The sequence below is a fragment of the Shewanella sp. NKUCC01_JLK genome (genome assembly GCF_019345615.1).
GTDB lineage: Bacteria > Pseudomonadota > Gammaproteobacteria > Enterobacterales > Shewanellaceae > Shewanella > Shewanella oncorhynchi.
The window spans coordinates 104,594-122,046 of record NZ_JAHKRD010000006.1; the positions used below are offsets into that span (position 1 = coordinate 104,594).

Consider the following 17,453-nt stretch of genomic DNA (forward strand, 5'->3'; position numbering starts at 1 on the left):
TCAGCTATTGCTAAGCGATGCTTGCTAATGTCTCACGCGCATAGACGCGGGTTTGCGCATCTAAGGCTAAAATATCTTCTATGCTGCCCATAGGACGTTTAGGCACAGTGACTAAACAAGCTTCATTCACTTTTGCAATTTGCGTAAAACCAATTTGCCCCTGCAAGAATGCTTCAACAGCGACCTCATTGGCAGCATTTAATACGGTTGTTGCCTCTTGGCCTTGGGCACACGCCTCCATAGCCAAAGCCAAACAAGGGAAACGTTCAAAATCAGGTTCATAAAAGCTTAACTGTCCGACTTTGAAAAAATCTAAAGGTTCAACGCCCGAATGAATTCTTTGCGGATAAGCCATGCAATGGGCAATCGGTGTGCGCATATCTGGGTTACCCATTTGGGCGATAACCGAACCATCACGGTACTGCACCATAGAGTGGATCACGCTTTGCGGATGAATAACCACTTTAAGTTGCTCAGCCTGAGTATTAAACAACCACCGCGCCTCAATGAACTCTAAACCCTTATTCATCATAGTGGCGGAGTCAACAGAGATTTTAGGTCCCATGGACCAATTAGGGTGTTTACAGGCTTGGGCAGGCGTCATGGCCGCAAGTGTCGCAAGATCCGACCGCAGGAAAGGCCCGCCAGAACCGGTTAACAAAATATGGGATATACCCGACGCAGCTAAATCGCAACGGCCGAGGTTAGCTTGCACTTCTAGGGGTAAACATTGAAAGATAGCATTATGCTCACTGTCCACGGGCAAGAGCACAGCACCAGAGCGCTTAGTCGCCTCAATAAACAACTCACCCGACATGACTAAAGCTTCTTTATTGGCCAGTAATACTCGCTTTCCCGCCTTCACGGCTTCAAGGGTTGGTACTAGCCCTGCCGCCCCGACAATCGCTGCCATTACAGTATCCACATCGGCAGCCGTCACTAAACCGAGTAAATCGTTCATGCCAGTAGTGACTTGGATATTGAGCGCAGCGGGTAAAACGGCGCGTAACTGTTTCGCAGCCTCTTCATCCACCATATGCGCAACTTTCGGTTTATGGGCTACACACAAAGCCAGCATCTTATCAACGCTCGCATTGGCAACCAATCCGTAGATGCTATAAGCCAATGGATTAGCCGAAATCACGCTTAAGGTACTAGCACCAATTGAACCGGTAGCACCCAAAATCACCATATTTTGCATAGCGTTACATCCAGAATGCAATGTAGATCAGGGTAAACACCGGCAAGGCTGCAGTCAGGCTGTCGATGCGGTCGAGCACGCCGCCGTGACCGGGCAAAATAGTGCCAGAATCTTTAATACAGGCCGCACGCTTAAACATACTCTCAGATAAATCGCCCAGCGCTGACACTAAAGCAACAAATAAGGTCACTGCCACAACTAAACCCAGTTCTTGCTCTGGCGAATAATACATAACACCTGCAACCACGAGCATAGTCGTCACTAAACCACCAACTAGGCCTTCCAAGGTTTTAGCAGGGCTCACTGCAGGCATCAGTTTCGTTTTACCTATCGCTTTACCGACGAAGTAAGCCCCAGAATCTGCGGCCCACACAATCAACATCACTAACAGTACTAATACTGGGCCGTAATAGGGTGAAGTTTGTGAGCTAATGGATTTGAGCGCGATAAGAGCAACAAAGCAAGGCACTAAGGTTAACTGTCCAAACATGGACTTAAACATAGGATTCTTTTGCCAGAACTTAGCGCTTTTAGGATAAGTTACCACTAATAATAGTGATGCTAACCACCAGAATGCACCAATATAGAGAATGGCCAAATAGATAGGATGTAACTGGTGGCTTAACCAAACTGCATCAATTGGCACAATCAGATTAATTGCCACCAATAGAATGCCGACTGTGAAGGTAAAGCTCCACTGAGTGACATCACACTGATTATCGATAATTCTTCCCCATTCCTTTGCTGCAATAAGGAAGACGGCAACTAAGGCCCAGGCGAAGTAGCTGGCAGGGAGCAAAAATATCGCCCCCAAAACTAATGGAACTAACCAAGTTGCTGTTATTATTCGTTGTTTTAGCAAAAAAAATCCCTCATGAGGTTTTACAATGCACGCATCTCATCAATCTGACTTCCAGTCAGACCAAAACGGCGCTGGCGACTTGCAAAAATGGCTATCGCTTCATGAAAAGCCTGTTCATCGAAATCAGGCCAAAGGGTGTCGGTAAACACCAATTCTGCATAGGCCGCCTGCCACAGCACAAAATTGCTGATGCGACAGTCCCCGCCCGTGCGGATCATTAAATCAACTTCACTCTGATTTTGCATGCACAAATGTGCACTTAAGGCTTCTTCGGTGAACTGACTGCTGGTCATTTCGCCAGTTTCGACCTTTTCCGCTAATTTTTGTGCTGCTTGAAGTATGTCCCAACGGCCACCATAGTTAGCCGCAACATTCAGAACCAAGCCAGTATTGCGAGATGTCTTCTCTTGAGCAGCAGCAATTTGCTTCTGTAATCGCGCCGAAAAGCGGCTGATATCGCCAATAATGTTGAGCTTAACCTGATTCTTATCCAGCAATTTAATTTCGCGCTGTAATACGGTAAAAAACAACTCCATCAGCAAGCTGACTTCTTTATCGGGTCTACGCCAATTCTCGCTAGAAAATGCAAATAAGGTTAGCGATTCAATGCCTAATTGGCTTGCCGTGCTTACGGCTCTTCTAACGGCCTTAACACCAGCCTTATGTCCCATCACTCGTGGTTTACCTTGGGTTTGTGCCCAACGCCCATTGCCATCCATGATAATAGCAACATGCTTAGGTAACGACTGTTTCACGAGTTCGGGCAATTGTCCCGGCAAGGTCGTTTGAGTGTATAAATCACTCTCACTCGTCCTAGGGTGCGGATCAAGTTCCACTGTGGATGACATCTAATACAGCCCTTTAAAATAGACAAACGCCGTGTAGTATACCCCTACACGGCGCATCAACTCTAGCTTATCGAACTGAGATTAGACTTCCATCAACTCAATTTCTTTGGCCGCTAAAATCTCATCGACCTTTTTAATGTGAGCATCGGTGAACTTTTGCACTTCTTCTTCACTGCGACGCACATCATCTTCAGTACAAGCTTTGGCTTTTTCAAGCTTTTTCACTTCAGAAATCGCATCACGACGTACGTTACGGATAGCAATACGACCGTTTTCAGCTTCGTTACGCACCACTTTGATGAAGTCTTTACGACGTTCTTCAGTCAGCGCGGGTAATGGAATACGTAATGTCGCGCCAGCTGACATAGGGTTCAGACCTAAATCAGAGCTCATAATAGCCTTTTCAACGGCTTGGATAGCACTACGGTCAAACACCGTCACAGACAGAGTGCGTGAATCTTCAACGCCCACGTTAGCCACTTGGTTTAGTGGCGTCATAGTGCCGTAGTAAGAGACTTGAATGGAATCCAGCAGGCTTGGGTGGGCACGACCGGTACGCACTTTTGCCATTTGGTTTTTAGTCGCGTCAACGCATTTACCCATACGCTCTTGCGCATCTTTCTTAATGTTCTCAATCACGTTAAATGTCCTTCTTGGTCATTAAATAACTTTTTTCGCTCTGATCAGCGTGCCTTCTTCTTCACCCATGATAACGCGGCGTAGAGCGCCAGGTTTATTCATGTTGAAGACTAAAATAGGCATGTCGTGATCACGCGCCATAGTAAAGGCGGCTAAGTCCATTACTTTTAATTCTTTTTCCAGAATTTCCGCATAAGTCACTTCATCATACTTAACGGCATCAGGGTTCTTCATTGGGTCTTCGGAGTATACACCGTCGACTTTAGTGCCTTTCAATACGACTTCAGCTTCGATTTCAATGCCGCGTAAACAGGCCGCAGAATCGGTCGTGCAGAAAGGATTACCTGTACCGGCAGCAAAAATAACCACTCGGCCAGATTTTAGCAAGCTGATCGCTTCAGCCCAATTGTAATCATCACACACACCCTTTAACGGGATAGCTGACATCAGACGAGCATTAACATAGGCACGGTGCAGGGCGTCTCGCATTGCCAAGCCGTTCATAACCGTTGCCAGCATACCCATGTGATCGCCCACCACACGGTTCATGCCTGCTTTTGCTAGGCCTTCACCGCGAAACAGATTACCACCACCAATAACCACACCCACCTGAATACCCAGCTCAACCAGCTCTTTCACTTCCTGAGCCATGCGATCTAATACTTTAGGGTCGATGCCGAAGCCTTCGTCGCCCATCAGTGCTTCGCCACTTAATTTAAGAAGAATGCGTCTAAATGCGGGTTTTGGATTGGTGCTCATAATTTTTATCCTGGTCATAACAAGACCGCAGCTATTGCCGCGGTCTTGGGGGTATTTAGCGTTGGCGATTAAGCCTTTTTAGAAGCAGCGATTTGAGCAGCAACTTCAGCCGCGAAATCTTCTTCTTTCTTCTCAATACCTTCACCCACTTCTAAACGAATGAAGTTAGTGACTTTAGCGCCTTTCTCTTTCAGAATTTCGCCAACAGTTTTCTTTGGTTCCATGATGTAAGCTTGACCAGTCAAAGAGATCTCACCGGTGAACTTCTTCATACGACCAAGAACCATCTTCTCAGCGATCTCTGCCGATTTGCCTTCGTTCATTGACATTTCGATTTGCAGAGCTTGTTCTCTTGCAACGATTTCTGCAGGAACATCTTCTGGGTTCACGTATTCAGGCTTAGAAGCAGCAACGTGCATTGCGATGTGCTTTAAGGTTTCTTCGTCAGCTTCACCGGCAACAACAACGCCAATGCGCTCACCGTGACGGTATGAAGATAAGTTTGCACCATCGATGTACTCAACACGACGAATGTTGATGTTTTCACCGATTTTAGTTACCAATGCAACGCGTGCATCTTCGAACTGTGCTTTTAAATCTTCAAGAGTCACTTTAGATGCAGCAGCGGCATCTAATACTGCGTTCGCGAATGCTAAGAAGTTTGAATCTTTAGCAACGAAGTCAGTTTGACAGTTAACTTCTAATAGCGCAGCGAAACCTTCGCCATTCTTGATCAAAATTGTACCGTCAGCAGCGATGTTACCCGCTTTTTTAGCAGCTTTAGCAGCGCCAGACTTACGCATGTTGTCAATTGCTAACTCCATGTCGCCGTTAGCTTCTGTCAGAGCGTTTTTACAATCCATCATGCCTGCGCCAGTACGGTCGCGCAGTTCTTTAACTTGGGCAGCAGTAATTGCCATTGTTAAATCCTCTATAAAAAATCGACTAATTTGCAGATATAAAACAGGGGCCGAATGGCCCCTGTTAACCAATCAAAAATCTTGGTTAATAAGGGTGATGATAATCATCCCGCCTTATTATTATTCGGCTTCTACGAAACCGTCTTGCTCAGCTTGAACAGCCAAATCTTGACCACGGCCAGCTTTTGCAGCAGCAGCAACAGAAGAAGTGTACAGGCGGATAGCACGCATAGCGTCGTCGTTACCAGGAACGATGTAGTTAACACCATCTGGCGCAGAGTTAGTATCAACAACTGCAACAACAGGGATACCCAGGTTGTTAGCTTCTTTAATAGCGATATGCTCATGGTCAGCACCAATGACGAATAATACGTCTGGCAGGCCGCCCATGTTTTTAATACCACCTAAAGATTTTTCCAGCTTTTCAAGCTCACGAGTACGCATCAGCGCTTCTTTCTTGGTCAGCTTGTCGAAAGTACCATCTACTGATTGGCTTTCCAGTTCTTTCAGACGTTTGATTGACTGACGAACGGTTTTCCAGTTTGTCAGCATACCGCCTAACCAGCGGTGATCAACATAGTACTGGTCACAAGACAGAGCAGCTTCTTTGATCGCTTCGCCAGCAGCACGTTTAGTACCAACGAATAATACTTTACCTTTCTTTGAAGCTACGTTGCTGATGAAAGCTAGCGCTTCATTGAACATTGGCACAGTATGCTCAAGGTTGATGATGTGAACACCGTTGCGAGCACCGAAAATGAATGGCTTCATTTTGGGGTTCCAGTAACGGGTTTGGTGACCGAAGTGGACACCGGCCTGAAGCATATCGCGCATTGAAACTGTAGTCATTTCTATTACCTTAAAATTTAGGGGGTTAGACCTCCACGTATCCCATGTCTTCGACCCCTTATATAACAACTGAGGGCACCCCGAAGAATGTGTCGACACGTGTGTGATTTAGTATTTAGACAAATAGCCATGTATAATGGCCGCCATCTTTAGTCTTGCAAGTATCAAAGCAGCGCAAAAGCTGGCTTGGACAATTCATCAAGACTTAAACATAACGGCGCGCTTTATACCATAAATAGCCCTAAAGCACAAATTTTTGCATTAGGTTGCGTGGCCAACAGACATTAAAGACACAAGAGAAAACGCAATGAGTATAGTCATCAAGACCGCTGAAGAAATTGAAAAAATGCGTGCTGCGGGCAAACTAGCCGCACAGGTATTAGAAATGATCGCGCCGCATGTTAAACCGGGCGTGACCACCAATGAGCTCAATGACCTCTGCGCCAAATATACCGAAGAGCAAGGTGCGATTTCGGCGCCGCTTAACTACCATGGTTTTCCTAAATCCATTTGTACTTCTGTAAACCATGTGATTTGCCACGGCATTCCAAACGACAACCCACCATTGAAAGAAGGCGATATCCTCAATATCGACATCACAGTGATTAAAGACGGTTATCACGGCGATACCTCGATGATGTTTTTAATCGGTGAAGTGAGCGCGAAGGACAAACGTCTGTGCCGCATCGCGCAAGAAAGCCTGTATTTAGCTATTCGTAAGGTTCGTCCAGGTTTAAAACTGGGTGAAATAGGCAATACTATCGAAAAATTCATCAAAGCAAGTAAAACAGGCCTTGAGAAATATTCCATCGTGCAAGATTATTGTGGCCACGGTATTGGCTCAGGTTTCCATGAAGAACCTCAAGTTATGCATTACCGTAACGGCGATAACACAGTATTACGCCCAGGCATGTGTTTCACCATTGAACCTATGATCAATGCCGGTCGCCACACGACCATACTCGATCGCGATGATAAGTGGACGGTAACGACCTCCGATGGTAAAAATTCAGCCCAGTGGGAACATACCTTACTGGTGACTGAAAAAGGGGTTGAAGTACTTACCCTGCGTGAGGATGAGGATTTCCCACGTATCATCAATCACGAGCGATAGGCCACACTAACAAGCATAAAAACAAGGGACTCGATGAATATAGCTCTGCTCGCTAAACAATCATTAATCGAACAGAATCAGATTCTTTTGGCCAGTTTTAAGGCTAAAACCCCGATTGAAGAGCTCGTCACGCAGCGCTGTCAATTTGTCGATGCCCTTGTCAAGCAAGCTTGGGAACAGCACGGTCTAAGGGAATATGATATTGCCTTGATTGCCGTGGGCGGCTATGGCCGTGGGGAGCTGCATCCCCACTCAGATGTCGACTTGCTGTTCCTGTTTAATGATATCTTGTCACCCGCCGCCGAAGCGGCACTCAGTCAGTTTATTGCCTTTCTGTGGGATGCCAATCTGGAAATCGGCCACAGTGTCCGTACGTTAAACGACACGATTATCCTCGGCCGTGAAGAAATCACCATAGCCACCAATCTGTTAGAGGCACGATTACTTGAAGGACCCGAATTTTTATTCGATCAACTTTATGATGCGATTCGTCAGAGTGACTTTTGGACTTCAAGCGATTTTTTTATCGCAAAACGGGATGAGCAAAATGCCCGCCATGCCAGAGCCAGTGCCTTCGATTTAGAACCCAATATCAAGAGTTGTCCCGGTGGTCTTAGGGATATTCAAACCATTGCTTGGGTAGCCATGCGTCACTTTGGCGCCGCTCGCCTCGAAGAATTAGTCCAATACGACTTTTTAGAGCCTGGTGAACTAGAAGAGCTGCTCGAATGCCAGCACTTTTTGTGGAAGATACGCTTTGCCCTGCACATGGTGGTCGGTCGCGATGAAAATCGCTTACTCTTTGATGTACAACGCCAAGTTGCCGAACTTATGGGGTATGAAGACGCCACCCAGCTTGCTGTTGAGCAAATGATGAAACGTTACTATCGCACGGTACGCCGAGTGATGGAGCTAAACGAAATGTTGCTGCAGCTGTTTAAACGGGCAACACTGGGCCACACAAAAGCTTTAGAAATTCAATCGATAGATAAACACTACCAGCGCCGCGGCACTTTTATTGAAGCGCTAAGCGATGATCTGTTCGATAGCGGCGAAGAAATTGTGCGGCTATTTTTGTTGGTCGCTAAAAACTCCAACATCAAAGGCATTTACGCGCCAACACTGCGTTCACTGCGCCGTGCAAGACGCGCCCAGCCGCAAGCCTTGCAAGAAAACCCGCTTTGCCGCCAAGCCTTTATGGAAATTTTGCGCCATCCTCGCGGCATTGTTGCCTTGTCTTTAATGCACAAACACGGCGTGTTATCGGCCTATTTACCGGCATGGCGAAATATTGAAGGTCAGATGCAGTTTGACCTGTTCCACGCCTACACAGTCGATGAACATACCCACAGATTGCTGCTCAATATTGAGCGTTTTTCTCAAGCCGAACAAAAAGAAGAATTTCCCTTAGGCTCGATTCTCATCAACCAACTGCCTAAAAAAGGTTTACTCGTATTAGGCGCTATCTTCCACGATATCGCCAAAGGTCGCGGTGGCGATCACAGTAAACTGGGCAGCAGCGATGCCCTCGCCTTTTGTAAGCTGCATGGATTAAATGATCACGATGGCCGTCTAGTCGCTTGGCTGGTTGAAAATCATCTGGTGATGTCTGTCACCGCCCAGCGCCGTGATATTTCCGATCCCGATGTGGTGGCCGACTTTGCCAATAAAGTCCGCGATGCCGTGCATTTAAGCTATCTGTACTGCTTAACGGTCGCTGATATCTGCGCCACCAACGAAAAAACCTGGAACAACTGGAAAGGCTCACTGCTACGCGACTTGTACTTTTCGACCCAAAGAGTGCTCGCCCGCGGTAAAGAAAAACCCGTCGATATTCGTGCCAGAGTGCGTGAATACCAAGCCAAGGCGAAAAAAGAACTGCTGCGCCGCGGATTGAAAGAGAAAGATCTCGATGCCCTGTGGCAACGTTTTAAGGCCGATTACTTTTTACGCCACCAGCCAAATCAAGTCGCGTGGCACGCCGAAGCGATTTTAAAGCACAAACAACAGGATGAGCCCTTAGTCTTAGTGTCCAAACACACCACCCGTGGTGGTACTGAGCTATTTGTCTATTGCCAAGACAGACCTAAATTGTTCGCAACTGTGATGGCGGTACTCGACAATAAAAATATCAACGTCCATGATGCCAACATCATGACCTCAAAAGACAATTATGCCCTCGATACCTTTGTGATCTTAGAGCAGGATGGTGAGCCCGTTAGCCAGCTTTCACGCATCCAAAGTATCCGTAAGGCGCTTGAGAAAGCCCTGTCGAGCGACAGTCCAAAACTGCCGCGCTTTAGAAAACTATCGCGCAAGATGAAACCTTTTAATGTGCCGACACAAGTGAGTTTCCTCGAAAGCAGTCGTCATGGTACAAGTATGATGGAGCTTATCGCCTTAGATTCGCCAGGATTACTGGCAAAAGTCGGGGATATCTTTTACCGTTGCAACACAACATTACTCGCGGCCAAAATCACCACCATTGGTGAGCGAGCCGAAGACTTTTTTATGCTGCAGACTAATGATGGCTTGCAACTTAACGAAACCCAAGAGAATACCCTCAGGGATGCTTTAATCAGTGCCCTGAGTGCAAAGAATATCGAATCAGTTAATTAACGAGACCAGTGGGAGAAGTAAATGGAGGCTTTACGCCAACGTATTGAGGCGGCTTTTGAAGCGCGCGCCGACATCACACCAAGCACAGTTGACGCAGGTGTGCGCAGCGATGTGCAAAATGTCATCAATATGCTCGATAAAGGTGAAGTCCGTGTCGCCGAGAAAATCGACGGACAATGGCATGTGCACCAATGGCTGAAAAAGGCGGTATTACTGTCCTTCCGTATTTTCGATAACGTGGTTATCGATGGCGCCGAAACCAAATACTTCGACAAAGTGCCGTTAAAATTTGCCGAATATGATGAAGCCCGCTTTAAGGCGGAAGCCATTCGTGTAGTGCCTTCGGCAACAGTACGTAAAGGCTCATTTATCGGTAAAAATACCGTGTTGATGCCATCCTATGTGAACTTAGGCGCCTATGTTGATGAAGGCACTATGGTTGACACTTGGGCAACGGTTGGCTCATGTGCACAAATCGGTAAAAACGTGCATTTATCTGGCGGAGTGGGCATTGGTGGCGTACTTGAGCCATTGCAAGCGGGCCCAACTATCATCGAAGATAACTGCTTTATCGGTGCGCGTTCTGAGATTGTTGAAGGCGTTGTGGTTGAAGAAGGCTCAGTGATTTCTATGGGCGTGTATATCGGCCAAAGTACTCGAATTTATGATCGCGAAACCGGCGAAGTGCATTACGGTCGTGTGCCAGCAGGCTCTGTGGTTGTTTCTGGCAACTTACCATCAGCCTGTGGCAAGTACAGCCTCTATGCCGCTATTATCGTTAAGAAAGTCGATGCAAAAACCCGCAGTAAAGTGGGTATCAACGAATTACTGCGTATTGTTGATTAACAGTCACAGCATTTGTTCGATAACATGAGTTCCATAAAAAAGATGCCTAAGGGCATCTTTTTTATTGTCGGTAAAATTTAGCCTACGGTTGCGCTGTCATTATCAGGCTTAAAAATAAAGTGTTTAATAAGACACTTAAATCAAACGCTCTACTTCACGGAATGCATTTCTCGTCATTGCAATGGCCCGCCAGCCGATAATCCCCAATGGCTGCTGCGCTTTGTTCACCACCACAAGATATTCTGAGTCTAGTAAATTCAACTGCAGTAATGCATCTTCCGATGTGGCCACCTCACTGATAATAGGCACTGAATGCTCCATGATCTGATGGGCTTTTTTATGTAAAGATGCCCTATCCAGTTCACGCTCAGCCGCAGTGCCAAGTAATGGGCTAAACCAATGTTCCAGTAAGCGACTCGTGATCACCCCAAGTATCTTATGTTGCTCATCCAATACCACGGCCACCTTAGCATGGGCAGTCGTAAGTAAACGCTTAATATCAACTAACTCATGGTCGAGTGAAATCGTGACTAAAGGTTCAAGCGGCGCAGCGCCGATATGATCGCTAATACTCAACTCTCGATTAATCAAAATCGCTAAACAGGTTTCGACTATCTCAGGATCAAAAAGAGTCCCTTTGCCCGCACGCAATACTTCAGTCATTTTCTCCAGCCCTAACGATGGGCGATAAGGCCTGTGGGACAATATCGAATCGGCAACATCGGCGACGGCAATAATTTTTGCCTCATATAAAATCGCCTTATCCTTTAAGCCCGCGGGATAACCTGAGCCATCGAGCCGCTCATGATGCTGTAAAATCATCTCTTTAATGGGCCAAGGAAACTCCACATCCTCAATAATTTCAGCGCCATGGAGCGGATGGGTCTGTATTAATGCGTATTCTTCTTTTGAAAGTTTTGACGGTTTTGTCAAAATCTGTGATGGAATCGCTAACTTACCAATATCATGAACTAAGGCACCAATCTTCAGCCCTTCTAAACGCAGCGGGTCTAAACCTAATTTCTCACCAATCAAATAACTTAATTGCGCCACCGACTTTTGATGCCCTGCGGTATAGGCATCTTTCAGTTCTAATGCCTCAGAAATAGCACTAATAAGCTGGGTTAACGATTGAGATAATTGCTCTTTTTGCGCTTTAATGATTTTGGACTGCCTGGATACCGCGCGCAATGTGCGTGGTAGTTCAATGCTGTGCCATAAAATGCTGGCAAAAGTCAGTAATGATCTCGCATCATTACGACTATAAGGCTCGTTACGGTCAACCACACACAGCATGCCCACTAAGCGACTGCGAAATAAAATCGGTACCGCCAAGTAACGCCCTCCAAGTAGCAGTTTATCTAAGGGCAAATCCCCTAAGCGCCTTTGGGAATCGGTTTGATTTTGGATGATCGGCTTATAATCTCGCACACATTCGAGCCATACGCGGCTTTCAAGTTCTGACACTTGGGTATTATCTTCAACAAAATCGGCTTGATTCGCCTCTGCGTGGGGATACTCAGAACGCGCGGCGAGTGTGAGTGTTTTTAACTTTTCGTTATGCAACAGAATAAAGCCATATCGACTGCCAGTGAGTGACATCGCCTTAGAAACTGCGACTTTAAATACTTCTTCTTGGGAGGATTTAATCACATCTTCAATGTGTTGCAGCCAAGCATCGCTGGCTTGAATCGCTCGACGATAATCCGAGTGCAACTCCTTCATCTGCGGATCTTCAAAATTGATGTCGGATAGAATCAAGTACCATCCCATTTCAGGCAAAGAATGCAGCGCGAGATGCACACGTATGCCGCGATGATCTTGTAATTGAAAACCTATTTCTTGGCCGCGTCGCCTCACGATATCGGCGCATAGTTCAGCATTAAAAGCACTAAACAATTGGCTAATCGGTTGATTAATGATTTGCGCCGCAGAGCGTTTGCAACGGCTATAAAAGGCTTGGCTCATCCGTAGCACACAAAACTGCTCATCTAGCTGTGCCCAAGATAAATTCAAACTATCGGGCAAGTCTTTCATTCCAACGATAAGGCTTTGACGAGTTGACATCCAGCACTCCGACCTGTAATTCGAGCATGGGTAATACACTATACCGCTATGTTCACCCCAATGTGAGCACTATAAAATCTCCAATAAACATAATGATAGCTGATTTCATGACAGACACGGGTTAAAATAAACGCCGCTGAATGTCATGCCATTGCCACGACTCACCTACATCTTAGAAAACGATCGTTTTATTGCCGTACACGACCACTTGTTCGTTGAGCACTAATTGCAGCGCTTTACTCAATACACTCTTTTCAACATCGCGCCCAGCTCGCGCCATTTCTAAGGCACTATAACTGTGGTCGACGGGAATCACGTCTTGCTTGATGATCGGCCCTTCATCGAGGCAATTATTCACAAAATGCGCCGTCGCACCGATAATTTTCACCCCGCGCTCCCAGGCTTGGCGATAGGGTGCGGCGCCGATAAAAGCAGGTAAAAAAGAATGATGAATGTTGATGATACGATTAGGATATTGCGCCACAAAATCTGGAGTTAGCACCCGCATATACTTAGCCAACACCAGATAATCTGGCTCATATTGTGATACTGCGGCCAACAGTGCTTGCTCGTGTTGAATTCGGTCTAAGCCTTCGTGACTCACCAGATGAAAAGGGATGTTAAACTTCTCTGCCAATTCACGTAGTGCATCATGGTTACCCACCACAGCGGCAATCTCGACACTTAAACCACCATAATAAGCTTTCATTAACAAATCGCCTAAACAGTGCGCTTCCTTTGTAACTAACACCACAATGCGTTTTTTACCCGCGCTAACTAACGTCATATGATTTTGCGTAGGCAGTACGTCACGCAGATCCTGCAATAACAGTTCGCTGTTAAAAATGCCCTCTAATTCAGTTCGCATAAAGAAACGCCCTTGGGCATTATCCACAAACTCACTGTTTTTGATGATATTCAGTTTATGAGTAAAACAAACACTGGTGATTTTAGCGATGAGGCCTTGGGCATCAGCGCAATCCGTCAGTAAGATTTTACGTTCTATGGATGGCGAAGTATTACCGCGAGTTTCAGTCATTTGTTGCAAAGTTGGCTCTCCTATATTGTCTCTACATCGAGTTTGCCATAGCAAATCATGCTGAACAGTATGAAAACCCTATAATACGAAAATAAAAATGATATTTCAGAGGCTTGAATCAATAAAATGTAAAAATTAAGCAGTTAATTTTGTAAAAACACAATCCTAGCGCCGAGTATCTAAGTAACGCTGCAATACTTTACGCAGGGTTTCGGCCTTAGTGCCATAAACCACCTGCACACCTTTGCCCATAACGATCACGCCCTTAGCGCCCAACTGACTCAAACGCACCTTATTGACTAACTCGGGCTTGTGTACGCTCAAGCGTAACCGTGTCAAACAAGCATTAAGTTCAACGATATTTTCACGCCCGCCGAGCGCCGCAATAATCGCCCGTAAACTTTCTTTGGGTCCTTTACTGTCGTTATGCTCAAGCCTACCGGGAGTTTTCAAATTAAAGGCTAAAATACTCAGTCTAAACAACAGGTAATATATTATGGCGGTTAAAGGCCCAAGGAAAATAAACCAGCTGGCATTACGGGACAATGGAAATAGCAGCGTAAAGTCCACCAGCCCTTGGGAGAATACTATGCTGTGGTGAATATCCAGCATAATACAGACAAAATAAGCGAGCCCAGTGAGTAAGGCGTGAATAATAAATAGAATCGGCGCCACAAACATAAAAGCAAATTCGATAGGTTCAGTCACCCCAGTTAACCAACTGGCCGCCCCCGCCGAGAGCATAATGCCCGCCACGCGATTCCGCTCAGAGGGGTCAGCGCAGCGCCACATTGCCAGTGCAGCAGCCGGTAATCCCCACATTTTAATCAGATAACCACCGGCAAGGTTTCCAGCCTGCGGATCGCCCGCTAAATAGCGCGCCACCTCACCACGAACGACTTCATACCCCAATAACTGGTATTGGCCCACCTCTAAGTAAAAAGGCGCATTCCAAATATGATGTAAGCCAAGGGGAATAAGTAACCGCTCTAATGCGCCATACACGCCAAAGGCGATGGCCGGTTTTTGATAAACCGCCCAGTCGGATACGCGCTCAATCAATAAAGCTAAGGGTGGCCACACATGGGCGAGTACATAACCTAGGCTCATCGCTAGGGGAATAATAAGTAAAGATGCACTGCGACGTCCCTCGAAGAAAGAGAAAATCGCAGGCAAGCGAATATATTGACTCCAACGGACTGCGAGGCAAGTAATACCACCGAGCATCATGCCACCTGCAATTCCAGTATCTAAGGTATCCATTCCTAATAAAGGTTGGGTTGGAAGTCGATACAAATCAGCCAGTGCGGCTAACGTTGCCGTCATCACCCCATAACCAAACACTGCCGAAAAGGCGGCAATGCCTTGATCGCGACAAAAACCAATAGCGACAGCCACGGCAAATAACATCGGCATAATGGCGAAAATGAGTTTGCCCACCGCCAGCATCAGCACTGTCAGCTCTTCGGGCATAAAAGGAATTGGACTAACGGTTAAGCCGAGCATAACCCCAGCGGCGGGTAAAATGGCAATAGGAATAAGCAGCGCTTGGCTTAAGCGCTGGGCAAATTTAAACCACTGTAGATTGACGAAACTACCTAAGCGACGAGCTCGGTTTTGACGACTTGATTCCAGCGTTCTAGCCATTTTATCGCTTCAACCTCAGGTTCCATGGTTTCACAGGCATCAATTTCGAGTAATTCCACTAGCGGCTTAGCGCCAAGTTCACTCAAGAGTGCATCTACAGACTTACCTGCACCGCAGAAAGTCTCATAACTTGAATCACCTAGAGCTATCACACTGTATCTAAGCTCAGGTAAGTAGGGTGCTAAATGTTTAAGATTATGGTACCAAGACTGAATATCATCGGGTAAATCCCCTTGTCCGGTCGTCGAAGTCACCACCACTAACAATTCATCCTGAGGAGGAATAAAGCTTGCTACCTCATTAGGTTGCCACAATGTGACATCATAACCTAAAACTTGCATTTCTTTCTCTAGGGTTTCAGCGGCAAATTGTGCACTACCATATACAGTGCCAAACACCAGATTCACCTTTTTCATGATACACTCCACATCGCGTTGCAAACCTTATTAGGCTGACCTTACTTTATTGTTCAGCGTATGAGCAAGCTAAGGCGCAAATTTTTTATAAATCAAGCCATTGAGCGTGAGAAAATATCTAATGCGACAGTCCACCCGCCAAAAACACCTCAAGCAGCACCACAAAACAACCCATATTCGACGTAAAAACTACTTCCACTCCGCCCAGCAAAATCTCATATCGCCACTTGTACTCACGTCTGGATTCTCAACCTTAGCCGTCATGATGCAAGAGCTGCGGCCACAAACAGCACAAACGCCACAACTCCTCGATTAAGCAATCCACCTCGTTTTAAATTCGATGACTTTAGTTTCAATAACAAAGCAAAGTGAATGCTCTTAATTTTATTCACGCGACTAAGTTAATATCACCATATCAAGCATTGGCCGCTTGCTGTTCACGCCTCTTGGGAGATGAATAACTCAGCTTGCTGACTCAAGGTCGCCTCGTCCCAACCTAGCTCGGCAAACACGGTTTCCCACTCGGACTCGAGCTCGGTTTCTATGCTGAGCCGAGTTTGAGTTATTGGGTGTGTAAAGGTGAGTTTTTTTGCGATAAGCCACAGGCGATTAATACTGAAATGCTCACGAAAAAATGCATTTTGCTTACCATCGCCATGGGTGGTATCACCGACGATGGGGTGGCGTAAATGTGCCATATGCCTTCTAAGCTGATGCTTACGCCCCGTTTTAGGACTCAAGCGTACCAGTGCGAATCGGCTAGTGGGATATCGACCTGACGGATACGGAATTTCAGTATTGAGTAATGGCTCATACGCCGTCACAGCTTCCTGCGCGGCTTTATTAGGATCGGCATTCTTATCGCCTAATTCATCCAACTCAACCTTAAGCGCATAATCTAAAATACCGCTCTCATGCATATTACCGCGCACTAAAGCCAAATATTGTTTTTCAATCGTATGGGAGGCAAATTGCTCACACAGAGCATTGGCCACTTCACTACTCTTGGCAAACAAGAGCACGCCGGATGTCGGCCTGTCGAGACGATGTACAGGAAACACATGACAGCCCACTAAATCACGGGTCAGCTGCATGGCAAAAAATCGCTCCCGACGCGCTAAATAACTGCGGTGGACCAATAAGCCTGCGGGTTTATGAATTGCCACTAAATGCTCATCTTCATAAAGAATTTCAATCTCAGGCGCCTGCTCTTCTGAATCATCCTCTTGGGATACATTCACTGCATTTTCAGGCGTTTCAAGCCAGATATCATCTTGATTCATTTAACAACATATCCAATTCATTTAATAGGCTAATTAAAGTTTGGCGCGGGGGCATATCCAGCCAAACATGTTCAGCCATAGGGGCAATCGCAATTTGAGTCGGCAATGGCGCCCCCGTTTCGATTAAAGTCTGCATTCTAGGCAGCAAAATAAACTGCAGCCACTGCTCAAGGGGCATAAGATCACAGGCAAAAGGTGCTGTGCTTGCCATTGCTGCGGCAGAAGGCGCTTGCTCAGACCACAACTCGGCCGCTTGCAGCGCGTGAGTAATCTGAGCCAATTTAGCTTGGGTTTGACTGTATAACATAGCTTTCAGATCCATTCTCATATTAGCCCTGTGTGAT

General features: G+C 46.3%; 17 protein-coding genes. 4 read left to right on the top strand and 13 right to left on the bottom strand.

Going from position 1 to position 17,453, the window contains the following annotated elements:
• Positions 1–10: 10 nt before the first annotated feature.
• From ispC to rpsB, 7 genes are all read right to left on the bottom strand, one after another.
• A complete protein-coding gene (gene ispC / locus KO537_RS08230; protein ID WP_173245846.1) occupies positions 11–1,201 on the bottom strand; it encodes a 1-deoxy-D-xylulose-5-phosphate reductoisomerase in 1,191 nt (396 codons plus the stop codon).
• 4 nt (positions 1,202–1,205) lie between these two features.
• Positions 1,206–2,063 (bottom strand): phosphatidate cytidylyltransferase, encoded by an 858-nt coding sequence (locus KO537_RS08235; RefSeq protein ID WP_105249720.1) that lies wholly within the window; start codon positions 2,061–2,063, stop codon positions 1,206–1,208.
• Between the two features lie 20 nt (positions 2,064–2,083).
• Complete coding sequence (locus KO537_RS08240; RefSeq protein WP_028760605.1) at positions 2,084–2,911, bottom strand: isoprenyl transferase; 828 nt, start codon at positions 2,909–2,911, stop codon at positions 2,084–2,086.
• Positions 2,912–2,992: 81 nt separating this feature from the next.
• On the bottom strand, positions 2,993–3,550 hold the full coding sequence (gene frr, locus KO537_RS08245) for a ribosome recycling factor (protein ID WP_012088724.1): 558 nt from the start codon (positions 3,548–3,550) through the stop codon (positions 2,993–2,995).
• A 21-nt stretch (positions 3,551–3,571) separates the two neighbouring features.
• Positions 3,572–4,309 carry a UMP kinase gene (pyrH, locus tag KO537_RS08250; RefSeq protein ID WP_006080981.1) on the bottom strand — a complete coding sequence of 246 codons (738 nt, stop codon included), beginning with the start codon at positions 4,307–4,309 and terminating at the stop codon, positions 3,572–3,574.
• Positions 4,310–4,377: 68 nt separating this feature from the next.
• Complete coding sequence (gene tsf, locus KO537_RS08255; protein ID WP_028760606.1) at positions 4,378–5,229, bottom strand: translation elongation factor Ts; 852 nt, start codon at positions 5,227–5,229, stop codon at positions 4,378–4,380.
• Between the two features lie 120 nt (positions 5,230–5,349).
• Positions 5,350–6,078, bottom strand: coding sequence for a 30S ribosomal protein S2 (gene rpsB / locus KO537_RS08260; RefSeq protein ID WP_028760607.1), 729 nt, complete (start codon positions 6,076–6,078; stop codon positions 5,350–5,352).
• A 283-nt stretch (positions 6,079–6,361) separates the two neighbouring features.
• Between rpsB and map the strand changes: the two genes are divergently transcribed.
• Genes map through dapD form a run of 3 tightly spaced genes read left to right on the top strand, consistent with a single transcriptional unit; the run spans position 6,362 to position 10,657 of the window.
• Entirely contained in the window at positions 6,362–7,192 is an 831-nt protein-coding gene (map, locus tag KO537_RS08265) for a type I methionyl aminopeptidase (RefSeq protein WP_226058787.1), read from the top strand.
• A gap of 33 nt (positions 7,193–7,225) precedes the next feature.
• The gene (gene glnD / locus KO537_RS08270; protein WP_173245849.1) at positions 7,226–9,811 is read left to right on the top strand and encodes a bifunctional uridylyltransferase/uridylyl-removing protein GlnD; all 2,586 of its coding nucleotides are present in this window, start codon (positions 7,226–7,228) and stop codon (positions 9,809–9,811) included.
• A 21-nt stretch (positions 9,812–9,832) separates the two neighbouring features.
• Entirely contained in the window at positions 9,833–10,657 is an 825-nt protein-coding gene (gene dapD, locus KO537_RS08275) for a 2,3,4,5-tetrahydropyridine-2,6-dicarboxylate N-succinyltransferase (protein ID WP_028760609.1), read from the top strand.
• A gap of 135 nt (positions 10,658–10,792) precedes the next feature.
• Here dapD and KO537_RS08280 read toward each other — a convergent pair whose 3' ends face one another.
• The 4 genes from KO537_RS08280 to KO537_RS08295 all read right to left on the bottom strand — a co-directional run bounded on the left by KO537_RS08280 (position 10,793) and on the right by KO537_RS08295 (position 15,826).
• Positions 10,793–12,724 carry an HD domain-containing phosphohydrolase gene (locus tag KO537_RS08280; RefSeq protein WP_168823188.1) on the bottom strand — a complete coding sequence of 644 codons (1,932 nt, stop codon included), beginning with the start codon at positions 12,722–12,724 and terminating at the stop codon, positions 10,793–10,795.
• Between the two features lie 172 nt (positions 12,725–12,896).
• Positions 12,897–13,763, bottom strand: a complete 867-nt coding sequence (purU, locus tag KO537_RS08285; RefSeq protein ID WP_173497916.1) for a formyltetrahydrofolate deformylase — start codon at positions 13,761–13,763, stop codon at positions 12,897–12,899.
• A 165-nt stretch (positions 13,764–13,928) separates the two neighbouring features.
• Complete coding sequence (locus KO537_RS08290; RefSeq protein ID WP_173497100.1) at positions 13,929–15,410, bottom strand: PTS transporter subunit EIIC; 1,482 nt, start codon at positions 15,408–15,410, stop codon at positions 13,929–13,931.
• Entirely contained in the window at positions 15,362–15,826 is a 465-nt protein-coding gene (locus KO537_RS08295; RefSeq protein WP_113938961.1) for a flavodoxin, read from the bottom strand. The genes KO537_RS08290 and KO537_RS08295 overlap by 49 nt, the downstream gene beginning before the upstream one ends.
• A 121-nt stretch (positions 15,827–15,947) precedes the next feature.
• Between KO537_RS08295 and KO537_RS08300 the strand changes: the two genes are divergently transcribed.
• Positions 15,948–16,142 (top strand): hypothetical protein, encoded by a 195-nt coding sequence (locus tag KO537_RS08300; protein ID WP_219234226.1) that lies wholly within the window; start codon positions 15,948–15,950, stop codon positions 16,140–16,142.
• A gap of 121 nt (positions 16,143–16,263) precedes the next feature.
• Here the strand turns inward: KO537_RS08300 and truC are convergent, their stop codons facing one another.
• Positions 16,264–17,109 carry a tRNA pseudouridine(65) synthase TruC gene (gene truC / locus KO537_RS08305; protein ID WP_219234227.1) on the bottom strand — a complete coding sequence of 282 codons (846 nt, stop codon included), beginning with the start codon at positions 17,107–17,109 and terminating at the stop codon, positions 16,264–16,266.
• Positions 17,096–17,416 carry a YqcC family protein gene (locus KO537_RS08310; RefSeq protein WP_028760615.1) on the bottom strand — a complete coding sequence of 107 codons (321 nt, stop codon included), beginning with the start codon at positions 17,414–17,416 and terminating at the stop codon, positions 17,096–17,098. Before KO537_RS08310 ends, truC begins: the two co-directional genes overlap by 14 nt.
• Between the last annotated feature and the right edge of the window lie 37 nt (positions 17,417–17,453).

Coding starts and splice junctions, on each gene's coding strand:
- ispC (WP_173245846.1), bottom strand. CDS start 1,201: ATGCAAAATATGGTGATTTTGGGTGCTACCGGTTCAATTGGTGCTAGT.
- KO537_RS08240 (WP_028760605.1), bottom strand. CDS start 2,911: ATGTCATCCACAGTGGAACTTGATCCGCACCCTAGGACGAGTGAGAGT.
- pyrH (WP_006080981.1), bottom strand. CDS start 4,309: ATGAGCACCAATCCAAAACCCGCATTTAGACGCATTCTTCTTAAATTA.
- tsf (WP_028760606.1), bottom strand. CDS start 5,229: ATGGCAATTACTGCTGCCCAAGTTAAAGAACTGCGCGACCGTACTGGC.
- rpsB (WP_028760607.1), bottom strand. CDS start 6,078: ATGACTACAGTTTCAATGCGCGATATGCTTCAGGCCGGTGTCCACTTC.
- glnD (WP_173245849.1), top strand. CDS start 7,226: ATGAATATAGCTCTGCTCGCTAAACAATCATTAATCGAACAGAATCAG.
- dapD (WP_028760609.1), top strand. CDS start 9,833: ATGGAGGCTTTACGCCAACGTATTGAGGCGGCTTTTGAAGCGCGCGCC.
- KO537_RS08280 (WP_168823188.1), bottom strand. CDS start 12,724: ATGTCAACTCGTCAAAGCCTTATCGTTGGAATGAAAGACTTGCCCGAT.
- purU (WP_173497916.1), bottom strand. CDS start 13,763: ATGACTGAAACTCGCGGTAATACTTCGCCATCCATAGAACGTAAAATC.
- KO537_RS08290 (WP_173497100.1), bottom strand. CDS start 15,410: ATGGCTAGAACGCTGGAATCAAGTCGTCAAAACCGAGCTCGTCGCTTA.
- KO537_RS08295 (WP_113938961.1), bottom strand. CDS start 15,826: ATGAAAAAGGTGAATCTGGTGTTTGGCACTGTATATGGTAGTGCACAA.
- KO537_RS08300 (WP_219234226.1), top strand. CDS start 15,948: ATGCGACAGTCCACCCGCCAAAAACACCTCAAGCAGCACCACAAAACA.
- truC (WP_219234227.1), bottom strand. CDS start 17,109: ATGAATCAAGATGATATCTGGCTTGAAACGCCTGAAAATGCAGTGAAT.
- KO537_RS08310 (WP_028760615.1), bottom strand. CDS start 17,416: ATGTTATACAGTCAAACCCAAGCTAAATTGGCTCAGATTACTCACGCG.